Origin of the sequence: Stenotrophomonas sp. YIM B06876 (assembly GCF_030711595.1) — a bacterium.
In the GTDB taxonomy this organism is placed as follows: Bacteria; Pseudomonadota; Gammaproteobacteria; order Xanthomonadales; family Xanthomonadaceae; genus Stenotrophomonas.
Genome location: NZ_JAUJUJ010000034.1, coordinates 18987 through 31547, shown reverse-complemented (window position 1 = coordinate 31547; position 12561 = coordinate 18987). Strand labels below are relative to the sequence as shown.

11 protein-coding genes and 2 pseudogenes are annotated in these 12561 nt (G+C 67.9%); 4 read left to right on the top strand and 9 right to left on the bottom strand.

Annotation, left to right across the window (positions count from 1 at the left end):
* The 4 genes from dnaG to rpsU all read right to left on the bottom strand — a co-directional run.
* Positions 1 to 1299, bottom strand: a 1299-nt coding sequence (gene dnaG, locus QZH66_RS12385; RefSeq protein ID WP_305806247.1) for a DNA primase, incomplete at its 3' end; no start/stop codon positions are given.
* A gap of 63 nt (positions 1300 to 1362) precedes the next feature.
* Complete coding sequence (locus QZH66_RS12380) at positions 1363 to 2262, bottom strand: YihY/virulence factor BrkB family protein (RefSeq protein WP_305806246.1); 900 nt, start codon at positions 2260 to 2262, stop codon at positions 1363 to 1365.
* 116 nt (positions 2263 to 2378) lie between these two features.
* Positions 2379 to 2822, bottom strand: coding sequence for a GatB/YqeY domain-containing protein (locus QZH66_RS12375; RefSeq protein WP_305806245.1), 444 nt, complete (start codon positions 2820 to 2822; stop codon positions 2379 to 2381).
* Between the two features lie 153 nt (positions 2823 to 2975).
* On the bottom strand, positions 2976 to 3191 hold the full coding sequence (rpsU, locus tag QZH66_RS12370) for a 30S ribosomal protein S21 (protein WP_003465342.1): 216 nt from the start codon (positions 3189 to 3191) through the stop codon (positions 2976 to 2978).
* 120 nt (positions 3192 to 3311) lie between these two features.
* Between rpsU and tsaD the strand changes: the two genes are divergently transcribed.
* The 4 genes from tsaD to QZH66_RS12350 all read left to right on the top strand — a co-directional run bounded on the left by tsaD (position 3312) and on the right by QZH66_RS12350 (position 8386).
* Positions 3312 to 4349: a tRNA (adenosine(37)-N6)-threonylcarbamoyltransferase complex transferase subunit TsaD gene (gene tsaD, locus QZH66_RS12365; RefSeq protein ID WP_305806244.1), complete on the top strand. Its 1038-nt coding sequence runs from the start codon at positions 3312 to 3314 to the stop codon at positions 4347 to 4349.
* Positions 4350 to 4437: 88 nt separating this feature from the next.
* Entirely contained in the window at positions 4438 to 4812 is a 375-nt protein-coding gene (gene folB, locus QZH66_RS12360; protein ID WP_305806243.1) for a dihydroneopterin aldolase, read from the top strand.
* Positions 4813 to 4815: 3 nt separating this feature from the next.
* Positions 4816 to 6102, top strand: a complete 1287-nt coding sequence (locus QZH66_RS12355; RefSeq protein ID WP_305806242.1) for a mechanosensitive ion channel domain-containing protein — start codon at positions 4816 to 4818, stop codon at positions 6100 to 6102.
* Positions 6103 to 6247: 145 nt separating this feature from the next.
* Positions 6248 to 8386, top strand: coding sequence for a glycoside hydrolase family 3 N-terminal domain-containing protein (locus QZH66_RS12350; protein WP_305806251.1), 2139 nt, complete (start codon positions 6248 to 6250; stop codon positions 8384 to 8386).
* 131 nt (positions 8387 to 8517) lie between these two features.
* Here QZH66_RS12350 and QZH66_RS12345 read toward each other — a convergent pair.
* From QZH66_RS12345 to QZH66_RS12325, 5 genes and pseudogenes are all read right to left on the bottom strand, one after another.
* A pseudogene (locus QZH66_RS12345) lies at positions 8518 to 9231 on the bottom strand (PQQ-dependent sugar dehydrogenase); the annotation flags it as partial.
* A gap of 5 nt (positions 9232 to 9236) precedes the next feature.
* Positions 9237 to 9833 (bottom strand): annotated as a pseudogene (locus QZH66_RS12340) (PQQ-dependent sugar dehydrogenase); the annotation flags it as partial.
* Positions 9834 to 9971: 138 nt separating this feature from the next.
* Positions 9972 to 10310: a hypothetical protein gene (locus tag QZH66_RS12335; RefSeq protein ID WP_305806241.1), complete on the bottom strand. Its 339-nt coding sequence runs from the start codon at positions 10308 to 10310 to the stop codon at positions 9972 to 9974.
* 146 nt (positions 10311 to 10456) lie between these two features.
* Positions 10457 to 11752 carry an APC family permease gene (locus tag QZH66_RS12330; RefSeq protein ID WP_305806240.1) on the bottom strand — a complete coding sequence of 432 codons (1296 nt, stop codon included), beginning with the start codon at positions 11750 to 11752 and terminating at the stop codon, positions 10457 to 10459.
* A complete protein-coding gene (locus QZH66_RS12325; RefSeq protein WP_305806239.1) occupies positions 11749 to 12543 on the bottom strand; it encodes a L,D-transpeptidase family protein in 795 nt (264 codons plus the stop codon). The genes QZH66_RS12330 and QZH66_RS12325 overlap by 4 nt, the downstream gene beginning before the upstream one ends.
* Between the last annotated feature and the right edge of the window lie 18 nt (positions 12544 to 12561).

Below are 12561 nucleotides of genomic sequence, written 5' to 3'. Positions count from 1 at the left end.
CGCCGGGGGCCGCGACGGCGCGGCCGCGGCAGTGCGGGTGCCGCCGATGCCGGTGAGTTTGGCCAGCTGCTGCTTCATCAGGTCGCCGAAGGCGCCATCGGGAATCTGCGCCAGCATCGGTCTGGCGCGTTCGGCCAGCCGCGCCTTGCCGTCGAGCGTGGCGAGATTGACCTCGCGGCCGAGTTCATCGAAGAAGAACTGTGACAGCGGCGTGGCCTGTTTCAGGCGCACCTCGAAACCGCCGGCGCCTTCCTTGCGCACGATGCTGTCCGGGTCCTCGCCATCGGGCAGGAACAGGAAGAATGCCTGGCGGCCGTCCTTCATCCGCGGCAGCACCGATTCCAGTGCGCGCCAGCCGGCGCGGCGGCCGGCGGCGTCGCCGTCGAAACAGAAAAACACGTCCGGTGCGTTGCGGAACAGCAGCTCGGCATGGTCCGGCGTGGTTGCCGTGCCCAGTGTCGCCACCGCCTGGGTGACGCCGAACTGGAACAGCGAAACCACGTCCATATAGCCTTCGACCACGATCAGCCGTTCGATCTTCTGGTTGGCCTGGCGCACCTGCCACAGGCCGTACAGCTCGCGGCCCTTGTGGAACAGTGCGGTCTCGGGCGAGTTGAGGTATTTCGGGCCGTCGTCCTTGCCCATCACCCGGCCGCCAAAGGCGATCACGCGGCCACGGCGGTCGAAGATCGGGAACATGACCCGGTCGCGGAACTTGTCGTAGACATGGCCGCGGTCGTTCTTGGAGAACAGGCCGGCACGGTCGAGCAACTTCATCCGTCGCTCGTCCTTGCCCAGCGCGTCCTTCAACCCGCTGTAGCCATCCGGCGCATAGCCGATCGCGAACTGGGTGCGGATCGCCTCGTCCACGCCACGCCCTTCCAGGTAGGCGCGGGTCTTGTCGCTGCCTTCCAGCTGCTTCTGGAAAAACCGCGTGGCCGCGTCCAGCGCCGCATACAGCTCGCGGCTGTCGTCCTGCTGCTGGGCACTGCGCTGCGGCGCGTCGCGCGGGACTTCCATGCCCGCGCGCTTGGCCAGTTCATCCACCGCATCGAGGAAGTCGAGGCGGTCGTAATTCATCAGGAAGCTGATCGCGGTGCCATGCGCGCCGCAGCCGAAGCAGTGGTAGAACTGCTTGGTCGGCGAGACCGTGAACGAGGCCGAGCGCTCGTCATGGAACGGGCAGCGTGCCGCGTACTCCTTGCCCTGGCGTTTCAACGGCACACGGCTGCCGACGACCTCGACAATGTCGCAGCGGGCCAGCAGGTCGTCGATGAATGCGTCGGGAAGTCGTGCCATGGAGCAATGCTGCACACCGCGAATACGCGGCGCGACTCGGAAAACAGGGAGGTCGCCAGTGTACTAGGGTGGGGCCGGATCGGCGGACAGGCGCGTGTCGGCCAGGTGCTGGCGGGCACGCACGCGCTCGTCGATCACCGCGGTTAGCAGCGCGCCGCTGAAAAACACCACGCTGGCGTAATAGATCCAGATCAACATGATCACCAGCGCGCCCATCGAACCGTAGGCGCTGCCGGGCGCGGCATTGCTGAGGTACAGCCCGATGGCATAGCGGCCCAGCGCGAACAGCAGCGCGGTGATGGCGCCGCCGAGCAGGGCCTGGCGCCAGTTGACCCGGCGGTCGGGCAGGTAGTGGTAGAGGAAGGCGAAGCCCAGTGCATGCAGTACCAGGGTGCTGGCATAGCCCAGGGCGGGCAGCAGCGAGGGCAGGTGCGCGAACACCACCTGCAGCGCGGTGGTGGCGATCATCGACACGATCAGCATGAAGCCCAGCGCCAGTACCACGCCGACCGAGAAGAAACGCTTCTTCAGCCAGCCCGTGAAACCGTCCAGGCGCTGCGCATCGGTACGGAAGATCCGGTTCAGGGCGGCCTGCAGCTGCGCGAACACCACCGTGGCACCGATGAACAGCAGCGCGGTGCTCCATAGCCCGGCCAGCGAGCCGACGCTGGGCTCACGGTTGGCGTTGTGGATGATGGTCTGCGCCACCTCGGCCACGCTGCTGCCGGCCAGCGTGCCGATCTGCCCGATCAGCGCCTGTTGCGCCGGCGGATACAGCGAGGCCGTCAGCCACAGCAGCAAGACCAGCAGCGGTGCCAGCGAAAGCAGGGTGTAGAACGACAGCGAGGCGGCCTGGGTCATCACTTCGATCTGGACGAAGCGCTGGACAAGTGCCACCGGCAGGCTGTGCTGCAACCGTTGCAGATTCCGGGTCAGGCGTTCGGTATAGCGCGTGGCTCGCATGCAGATCCATCCGGCGCATACCCGGGGCGACCACGGTGCCGATGGAGGGTATGCGGAAATCTGCGTCGGCACCGCGCCGTTTTAACAGGCGCGGTCCGAAGCCGGGGTGAAGCGGCTCAGCCCAGCTGCTGCTTGATCAGCTTGGACACCAGGCCCATGTCGGCTTTGCCGGCCAGCTGCGGCTTGAGCACGCCCATCAGCTTGCCCATGTCCGCGGCGCTGGCCGCGCCGGTTGCGGCGATCGCCGCCTGGACGGCGGCCAGGATCTCGGCTTCACCCATCTTGGCCGGCAGGTAGCGTTCGATCACCCCGATCTCCTCGCGCTCGATCGCGGCCAGATCTTCGCGGTTGGCGGCTTCGAACTGGGCCACCGAGTCCTTGCGCTGCTTGACCATCTTGTCGAGCACGGCGATCACGTCGGCATCAGCCAGCTCGATGCGCTCGTCCACTTCGCGCTGCTTGATCGCGGCATTGACCAGGCGGATCACGCCCAGGCTGTGCTTGTCGCCGGCTTTCATGGCCGCCTTCATGTCATCGGTTAGCTGGATTTTCAGGCTCATTGGATCACCTTGTGCGGTAGCAGGGAGGGCGGGTGACGGTATCATCCGCCCCGCTTTTGAAAAGCAACGCAAAAAGCCGGCGACGCTTGCGCGTGCCGGCTTTCACTCCACGAAAGGAAGGCCGGAGCCTCCCTGTTCAGGAGCAGCGTACGATCAGTACAGGCGCTGACGCTTGGTGACGTCGCGCGACGTACGACGCAGCTGACGCTTCACCGCAGCGGCGGCCTTGCGCTTGCGTTCCTGCGTGGGCTTTTCATAGAACTCGCGCTTGCGGGTCTCGGCCAGCACGCCGGCCTTTTCGCAGGTGCGCTTGAAGCGACGGAGCGCAAACTCGAAGGGCTCGTTCTCGCGGACTTTAACGCTGGGCATGGAATCTCCGGACACAATAGAACCGGGTCACGCCCGGCGAGCCGCACATTATAGTGGCTTCGGCGACGCTCGCAAGTGGGTCGGGTTTTCGTCCCCGCATTTCGGGTCCACAATGACGCCATGAAAATCCTCGGTATCGAATCTTCCTGCGATGAGACCGGCGTAGCGGTATACGACACGGGCCTCTCCGGCGCGGCGGCGTTGCGCGCCCACGCCGTCTACAGCCAGATCGCGCTGCATGCTGAATACGGCGGGGTGGTGCCGGAGCTGGCCAGCCGCGACCACGTCCGCAAGACCTTGCCGCTGATCCGGCAGACCCTGGCCGAGGCGGGAATGACAGTGTCCGAGATCGACGGGGTGGCCTATACCGCCGGCCCCGGTCTGGTCGGCGCGCTGCTGGTCGGCGCGGGGGTGGCACGCGCGCTGGCCTGGGCGCTGGAGGTGCCGGCCATCGGCGTACACCATATGGAAGGCCATCTGCTGGCGCCGCTGATGGAGGACCATCCGCCGCAGGCGCCGTTCGTGGCGTTGCTGGTGTCCGGCGGCCATACCCAGCTGGTGGCGGTCGAGGCGATTGGCAGCTACCGCCTGCTGGGCGAGACGCTGGACGATGCCGCCGGCGAGGCGTTCGACAAGACCGCCAAGATGATGGGGCTGCCGTATCCGGGCGGCCCACAGCTGGCGGCGCTGGCCGAGCGCGGCACGCCGGGGCGGTTCCGCTTCACCCGGCCGATGACCGACCGGCCGGGACTGGATTTCAGCTTCTCCGGGCTCAAGACCCAGATGCTGCTGGCCTGGCGCGACAGCGATCAAAGTGAAGCCGTGCGTGCCGACATCGCCCGCGGCTTCGAGGATGCGGTGGTCGATACGCTGGCGATCAAGTGCGAACGCGCGCTCGATGCGGCGGGCTGCGAGGTGCTGGTGGTGGCCGGCGGCGTGGGGGCCAACCGGCGCCTGCGCGCCAAACTGCAGAAGATGGCCGAACGGCGCGGCGGCCGGGTGTGTTTCCCGCGTCCGGAGCTGTGCACCGACAATGGCGCGATGATCGCCTTTGCCGGTGCGTTGCGGCTGCAGGCCGGGCAGCACAGTCCGGCGGAAGTGAAAGTCACCCCGCGCTGGGACATGGCCACCTTGCCGCCGCTGCACGCCGCCGGCTGAGCACCGCGACGCGGCGTTGACCGGTCTGTGCAAGGCAGGCTCAGCGCGCGGCCGCTACCATGTCCGCTTCTTCGCTGCGGGCGCCGCAATGGACAAGGTATTCATCGAAGGGCTGGAGATCGACGCCCTGATCGGCATCTATGACTGGGAACGGCGCATCCGCCAGACCCTGTGTTTCGACCTGGAAATGGGCTTTGACAACCGCAAGCCCGCGGCCAGCGACGACATCGCCGACACGCTCAACTACAAGGCCGTGAGCAAGCGGCTGGAGCAGTACGTGCGCGCGTCCGGCTTCGGGCTGGTGGAAACGCTGGCCGAGCGCTGCGCGCAGATCGTGCTGGACGAATTCAACGTGCAGTGGCTGCGGCTGAAGCTGAGCAAGCCCGGCGCGGTGCGCGGTGCGCGGGCGGTGGGCGTGATCATCGAGCGCAGCCGCGCGCAGGACAGCGTGGCACGGGAGTAACGGATGGCCGATGTGGCAATGGCGGTAATGGGCGCGTCCGGGCTGGACCCGCTGCAACAGGCGTTGGCGCCATATCCCGGGGCTTATTCCGGCATCGCGCTGGGTGCGTTGCTGCTGGTGGCATGGCTGGCCAACTTCGTCACCAAACGCATTCTGCTGCGTGGCCTGACCCGCGTGGTGCGGATGCTGCCCGGCAATGGCGGAGGCGCCGGCATCAATCTGCGGGTGATTCCGCGCCTGGCCAACGTGGTGCCGGCGCTGGTGATCTCCGCCGGCATCGGCCTGGTGCCCGATCTGCCCCCGGCATTGCTGCACTTCATCCACGGGCTGTGCCAGGCCTGGGTGGTGCTGACCGTGGCACTGGCGGTCAGCCATGCGCTGGACCTGTGCAACGAGCTCTACGAGCGGCGACCGGATGCGCGCAACAAGCCGATCAAGGGCTATCTGCAGGTGGTCAAGATCCTGGTGTTCGTGCTGGCCGGGCTGTCGGTGGTCGCCACCCTGGCGGGGGTCAAGCTGCTGCACGTGTTGACCGGCCTGGGTGCGGCCACGGCGGTATTCATGCTGATCTTCCAGGACACCATCCTGTCACTGGTGGCCAGCGTGCAGATCAGTGGCGATGGCCGCATCCGCATCGGCGACTGGATCGAGATGCCCAGCCAGAATGCCGATGGCGACGTGGTCGATATCGCCCTGCATACGGTCACCGTGCAGAACTGGGACAAGACCGTCACCACGATTCCGACCAAGAAACTGGTGACCGAATCGTTCAAGAACTGGCGGGGGATGCAGGAGGCCGGGGGGCGCCGGATCAAGCGGTCGCTGCGCCTGGACCAGCGCAGCGTGCATTTCCTCGACCAGGGGGAACTGGCGCGGCTGGGCCAGTTCGCGCTGCTGGGCGACTACCTGCAAGGCAAGCGCGAAGAGCTGCAGCGCTGGAACGGGGAGATCAGCGCGCGCGGAATGGCCCCGGTGAACGCGCGCCGGGTGACCAACCTGGGCACCTTCCGCGCCTATGTCCAGCGCTACCTGGAAAACAACCCGCGCATCCACCAGGGCATGACCCTGCTGGTGCGCCAGCTCGAACCCACCCCGCAGGGCCTGCCACTGGAGATCTACTGCTTCACCGCCAGCACCGCTTGGGGCGACTACGAGGCGGCGCAGTCGGATCTGTTCGACCATCTGCTGGCGATCCTGCCCGAGTTCGGGTTGCGGGTGTTCCAGGAATCCAGCGACGCGATGCTGATGCAGGCGCACACGCTCAAACAGGCGGCCGCCGCCGGCGTGTGATCCGGCGCAGTGTCGGCACGATTGCCCCAGAAGCTGAATGGGGTGCTCCTCCACGCCGCGGTGGCCAGCGCTAAAATCGGTCGCCTGAAAACGGTTTCTCAAGGATGGCTGCGTGGTTGACCCCATTGAATCACTGATCGCGCGCATGACCGTGGAGGAAAAGGTCGGCCAGCTGGGCGTGTTCGCCGACATGGTGCGGCCGTTCGCGCCGGAGGTGAACCCGGAAGCCAATGTCCGCAATGCCGAGCAGGTGCTCGAGCAGGTGCGGGCCGGCCGGGTCGGCGCGCTGTTCAACGGTGCCGGTGCCGAGGCCGGGCGCCGCATCCAGCAGGTGGCGGTGGAGCACAGCCGGCTCGGCATTCCGGTGATCCTGGCGGCCGATGTCATCCACGGCATGCGCACCGTGTTCCCGATTCCGTTGGGCGAAGCGGCCAGTTTCGAGCCGGAGCTGGCGCGGCGCACCGCCCGGGCCACCGCCATCGAGGCCACCGCCGCCGGCATCCACTGGACCTACGCCCCGGCGGTGGATATCGCCCGTGACCAGCGCTGGGGCCGCGGCGCGGAAGGCGCCGGGGAAGACGTGGTGCTGGGCTGCGCGTTCGCCGCGGCGCGGGTGCGCGGGTTCCAGGGCGATGACCTGCGGGCCGCCGATGCCATGCTGGCCACGCCGAAGCATTTTGCCGGCTATGGCGCGGTCAGCGGCGGGCTGGAATACAACACCGTGGACATTTCGCCGCAGACCCTGCGCGATGTGCATCTGCCACCGTTCAAGGCCGCGTTCGATGCCGGCGCGTTGACGGTGATGAGCGCCTTCAACGACATCAATGGCGTGCCCGCCAGCGCCAGCGACGAGCTGCTGACCGGGCTCCTGCGCGATGAATGGAAGTTTCCCGGGGTGGTGGTGTCCGACTACACCGCCGACATGGAACTGATCGCCCACGGCTATGCCGCCGATGAACGCGATGCGACCCGGAAAGCCTTCCTGGCCGGGCTCGACCTGAGCATGCAGAGCGGCTTCTACGCCGAACACCTGCCCGGACTGGTGGCAAGCGGCGAAGTGCCGATGGCGCGGCTGGATGAATCGGTGCGGCGCATGTTGCGGCTGAAACAGGCGATCGGCCTGTTCGATGATCCGTACCGGTCGCTGGATCTGGCGCGCGAGGCCGACACCTCGCATATCCAGGCCCACGACGCGCTGTCGCGCGAGGCGGGGCGGCGCTCGATCGTGCTGCTGCGCAACGAGCAGTCGGTGCTGCCGCTGGCCAGGAGCGGGCAGAAGATCGCGCTGATCGGGCCGTTCGCGCAGGACCGCGACAATATCGAAGGCTGCTGGACCCTGTTTGGCGACCGCAGCCGCTATGTGACGCTGGAAGCGGGCATGCGCGCGGCGGTGGCCGATGTGGCGACGCTGGAGGTCATCCCCGGCTGCGAACTGGAGGCCGCGCTGCCCGGCGGCATCGAGCAGGCGGTCGCCGCCGCGCTGCGCGCCGAGGTGGTGGTGCTGGCGCTGGGCGAGCCGCAGCAATACAGCGGCGAGGCGCAGTCGCGGGTCGAGATCACCCTGCCGCCGGCGCAGCAGGCGTTGGCCGAAGCGGTGGCGATGACCGGCAAGCCGCTGGTGGTGGTGCTGCGCAATGGCCGCGCGCTGGCCCTGCATGGCGCGGTGCGGGAGGCGCAGGCGCTGCTGGTGGGCTGGTATCTGGGCACCCAGACCGGCCATGCGGTGGCCGATGTGCTGTTTGGCGACTACAGCCCCTCCGGGCGGCTGCCGGTCAGTTTTCCGCAGCTGTCCGGGCAGCAGCCGTACTACTACAACCATCTGCGCACTGGCCGGCCGGAGCTGCCGACGATGTCCGAGTTCAAGGCGCGCTGGCGCGAGATTCCGCACGCGCCGCTGTATCCGTTCGGCCATGGCCTGGGCTACGGCCGCTTCGTCTATGCCACGCCGCGGCTGGACCCGGTGCAACTGGGCTGGGATGACACGCTGACCGTCACCACCAGGCTGACCAATGCCGGCGTGGTCGCCGCCGAGGAAGTGGCGCAGCTGTATGTGCATGACCGCGTGGCCAGCCGCGTGCGCCCGGTGCGCGAACTGAAGGACTTCCGCAAGGTGCTGGTGCAGCCGGGCGAATCGATCGAGGTGGTGTTCACGCTTGATCGCCACGCGCTGGCGTTTACCGGGCGCGACGGGGTGACACGGGCCGAGCCGGGCAGCTTCGACCTGTGGGTCTGTGCGTCGTCGGCCAGTGGCACGCCGGTGCAGTTCGAACTGTTGCCGCCGTAGCGTTGCTGTTTTCTGCAGCGGTGCGGCGGACGCTGAGGTGGCCGCGCCACGAGCGAGCTCTGCGGCCACCGTCGCCACGCGCCTTGCGATCAACGCAGCAGGCGCTACCGGGCATCACCCCATGCCCAATGTCAGGTGCGGGGGCGCAGCTGCAGCAGGCGGCCGTCGCTGCCGTCCTCCAGCAGCCAGATCGCCCCGTCCGGCCCCTGTTCGACCTCGCGGATGCGCTGGCCCATGTCGAACCGTTCGGCTTCGCGCGCGCTGTCGCCGTCGAACACCACGCGCACCAGTGATTTGGACGACAGCCCGCCGATGAAGCCGTCGCCCTGCCACTGCGGGAACAACGTGCCGCTGTAGAGGATGAACCCGGACGGCGAGATCACCGGGGTCCAGCTGATCTTGGGCGCGATGAACTCCGGGCGAGTAGCGTGGTCGGGAATGTCGCGGCCGTCGTAGTGGTCGCCATTGGAGACCAGCGGATAGCCGTAGTTGCCGCCGCGCTCGATCAGGTTCAGTTCGTCGCCGCCGCGCGGCCCCATCTCGTGTTCCCACAACCGGCCGCGGGCATCGAAGGCGATCCCGAGCACGTTGCGGTGGCCCAGCGACCAGATCTGCGCGGTGACGCCGCCCTGGGCGGCGAACGGGTTGTCCGCCGGCACGCTGCCGTCCTCGTTGAGGCGGATGATCTTGCCCAGGTTGCTGCCCATGTCCTGGGCCGGATCGAACTTCTGCCGCTCGCTGGAGCTGATCCACAGCTTGCCGTCCGGCCCGAACGCCAGGCGATGGCCGTAGTGGCCCTGGCCTTCCACCTTCGGCGTCTGCCGCCAGATCACGGTGAGGTTTTCCANATGATCTTGCCCAGGTTGCTGCCCATGTCCTGGGCCGGATCGAACTTCTGCCGCTCGCTGGAGCTGATCCACAGCTTGCCGTCCGGCCCGAACGCCAGGCGATGGCCGTAGTGGCCCTGGCCTTCCACCTTCGGCGTCTGCCGCCAGATCACGGTGAGGTTTTCCAGCGCGCCGCTGCCGTCGGCGTGCAGCACCAGTCGCGCGCGCGCGACCGCCGCGCCCCGGGTGGCACCGGCGCCCGGCTCGGCATAGCTCAGGTACAGCCAGTGGTTGGCGGCGAACTGCGGATGCGCCAGCACATCGCCCAGGCCGCCTTGGCCGCCATAGGCCACGGCCGGCAGTCCGCTGATTTCCGCGCGTTTGCCGGTGGCGGGATCGAGTCGCTGCAGCTTGCCGGCCCGCTCGCTGACCAGCGCGCTGCCGTCGGGCAGGAAATCCATCGCCCACGGCTCATGGAAATGTCCGTGCGCGGTGACGGCGAACGGCCATTGCGCCGGTGCGGTCGCCGCGGGCGTTTCATTGCCGGCCACGGCGCAGGACGTGGTGAACAGTCCCGGCGTCAGCGCACAGGCAAGGGACAACAGCAGTTTCAGGTTCATTGGACGGGTCTCCACGGGACGGATGCGGTGCCGCAAGGCGACCGGAGTGGAGCTGTTGTACACGAACCCGGCAACACGAAGCCACGGAGCCAGCGGTGGCGCGCCATCGCTGGGCACCGCCTGCCTGCCGCTGCCCGGCTACTTTTTATTTCCAGCGGCGCCACCGCCATACAGATGCGCCGCCTCGTCCCATGCGCGGCGGACCGCCAGGCGCGCCTTGGCCCAGCCCAACGGGCTGGATGCGGCGTGTTGCTGTTGCCACCGTGCTTCCAGCTCGGCTTCCACCTGCTCGTAGGCACGGTTGAAGTCACGGACGCGGGCCTCGTGCCCGGCCAGATACGCCGGCTCGAAATCTTCAAAGCGGTCGCCGCTGGTGTAGTAGGACTCGGTGGAAAAACGTTCGTGCCAATAGCGCGACACCGCCTCGCGGTCGATGCGCTCCGGAACACGGCCGGGAATCTGGAATTCGGAACCCATCGCACACCTCCTTACCTAGGGCAAAAAGGCTACTGCGCGGCCTGTTAACGGCAGCGAAGGAAAGTGTGACCGCCTGTCGCCGCGGACTTCCCGGGCGTGCGCCCCTGCGGCGCTGGCGCACGCCTGCACGCGGGGCGGCGGGAAACTCAGCGGACCGTTCGCGGGAAGTGGTAGATCACCGCCCCGATGACGAACGCCAGCGCGGCCGCGGCCAGGTTCTGCCAGCTGGCACTGGCCATCAACCCCAACGACAGCACCAGCGCCGCAACCGGGATCAGCGGGCCGCCGGGCAGCTTGAGCGCGTCGGGGCGGTCGCCATAGCGTCTGGCCAGCACGATCACCGCCGCGGCGGTGCCGATATAGGCGAACAGCCGGGTGGTCATCGACAGCAGCGCCAGCTGCACGAACGAGCCGGACAGCGCCAGCGCCAGCGCGATCAGGCCCTGGGTGACGATCGCCGCGGCCGGGGTGTGGAACCGCGAGTGCACCCGCGCCAGGAACTCCGGACCGTAGCCGTCGCGGGCCAGGGCGAACAGGAAGCGCGGTCCCATCATCATCGTGTTGCTGTTGGTGCCCAGGATCGACACCGCCGCGCCCAGGGTGAGAATCAACGCCAGCGCTTCGCCGCCGAATCCGGCGGCCGCATCGGCCAACGGCGTGGGCGAGCTGGCCAGCCCGGCCAGCGTGCCCTGGGCGACCAGCTGCACCGCCGCGTAGATCACGGTGACGCTGATGATCATGGTCAGCAGCGCGAACGGGATATCCCGGCGCGGGTTGCGGTATTCGCCGGCGGCGGCCGGAATGTTCTCGAAGCCGGCATAGGCGTAGAGCAGCAGCAGTGCCGCTTCGCCGAGCTTGCGCACGTCATGCGGATCGGGGCGGGTGCCGGAGAAGGCCAGCGACCAGTCGATGTAGAGCGAGCCGATCAGCACGAACAACAGCAGCGGCAGCAGCTTGCCAATCACCAGGATCACGCCGGTGCGGGCGGCCGACCTGACCCCGACCACGTTGATGCCGGTCAGGAAGCTCAGCGAGGCCACGATCACCGCGATGCGGCCGCTGCCACTGCCGGCCAACGGCCAGAAGCGCGCCACCGCATCGGCCAGGGCATTGCTCAGGGCGGCCGCGGAACTGATGCGGGTCAGCCAGATCATCCAGCCGATCTGGAACCCGGAAAAACTGCCGAACGCCTCGCGCGCATACAGGTAGCTGCCGCCGGGCTGGTCGAAATAGCTCGCCGCCTGCGCATAGCACAGCACCAGCAGCGCCACCACCAGGCCGGCCAGCAGCACGCCCCACAGGCTGAAGGGACCGAGCAGGGCGACGGTGGCGGCCGGCAGCAGATAGATGCCACTGCCGATGACGTCATTGATCGACAGCCCGACAATCTGCCAGCGACTGACCGCACGGAGCAGCTTCGGGTCGCCCCCGGCCGAACTCAAGGGGCGGCTCCGGCCAGCACCGGCAACGCCCATGCCTGCTGCAGGCGCTGGTATTCGGCCCGCGGCAGCAGCACGAACAGCGGTTGGGCGTCAGCCCGCAGCCATGCCAGCAGCGCCTGCATGTGTTCGGGTGGCATCGCCGTGCAGCCGGCCGTGGCTTCGCCGGGAGTGCGCCACAGATGGGCGAAAATGCAGCTGCCCTGTCCGGGTATCGCCCGCGGGTTGTGCTCGATCACGAACCCTTGGCGATAGCGGCCATCGCCGTTGTTGTGCAGGTCCAGCCGCATCGGTTCGGTGGAGCCCGCCACCGCTTCGGCACCGACCTGATCGGCATCGACAATGCGGTTGTACAGCGGTGACTCCGGCACATCCATGCAGTAGCTGCTGTGCTGCATCGGCCGGTAATCCAGTGCGCTCGGGATCTGTGGCGCATAGCCGAACGCCTCGCCGATGTGGAAGATCCCGGCCGGGCTGCGGCCGTCACCTTCGTGTTTTTGCGGACCTGCCTGCCGCGCCGGATGCAGGCCCAGTCCCCAGGCGCTGCCGTTGCGGCCGAGCGCGACATCGAACGCGGCGCCGCGCGGCTGCCAGCCGTGTTTGCCGCGGACAAACGCCTGCAGCCTTCCCTGTGGCGCATCCCAGCCGTCGGCGGTCACCACCACCAGCTGGCGCGCATCCTGCACCGGGGAGACCGGCGCTGCGGCCTCCGCGGCCGGCACCAGCAACGACAACAACAGCGTGACGCATGACAGCAGGGGTGCGGTTGCAGCAGTGCGGAACAGGGACGGCATGGTGCGGGACTCCGGCGG

Excerpts from the sequence above, each read along its gene's own strand:
- QZH66_RS12380 (WP_305806246.1), bottom strand. The coding sequence starts at position 2,262 with ATGCGAGCCACGCGCTATACCGAACGCCTGACCCGGAATCTGCAACGG.
- QZH66_RS12375 (WP_305806245.1), bottom strand. The coding sequence starts at position 2,822 with ATGAGCCTGAAAATCCAGCTAACCGATGACATGAAGGCGGCCATGAAA.
- rpsU (WP_003465342.1), bottom strand. The coding sequence starts at position 3,191 with ATGCCCAGCGTTAAAGTCCGCGAGAACGAGCCCTTCGAGTTTGCGCTC.
- tsaD (WP_305806244.1), top strand. The coding sequence starts at position 3,312 with ATGAAAATCCTCGGTATCGAATCTTCCTGCGATGAGACCGGCGTAGCG.
- folB (WP_305806243.1), top strand. The coding sequence starts at position 4,438 with ATGGACAAGGTATTCATCGAAGGGCTGGAGATCGACGCCCTGATCGGC.
- QZH66_RS12355 (WP_305806242.1), top strand. The coding sequence starts at position 4,816 with ATGGCCGATGTGGCAATGGCGGTAATGGGCGCGTCCGGGCTGGACCCG.
- QZH66_RS12350 (WP_305806251.1), top strand. The coding sequence starts at position 6,248 with ATGACCGTGGAGGAAAAGGTCGGCCAGCTGGGCGTGTTCGCCGACATG.
- QZH66_RS12335 (WP_305806241.1), bottom strand. The coding sequence starts at position 10,310 with ATGGGTTCCGAATTCCAGATTCCCGGCCGTGTTCCGGAGCGCATCGAC.
- QZH66_RS12325 (WP_305806239.1), bottom strand. The coding sequence starts at position 12,543 with ATGCCGTCCCTGTTCCGCACTGCTGCAACCGCACCCCTGCTGTCATGC.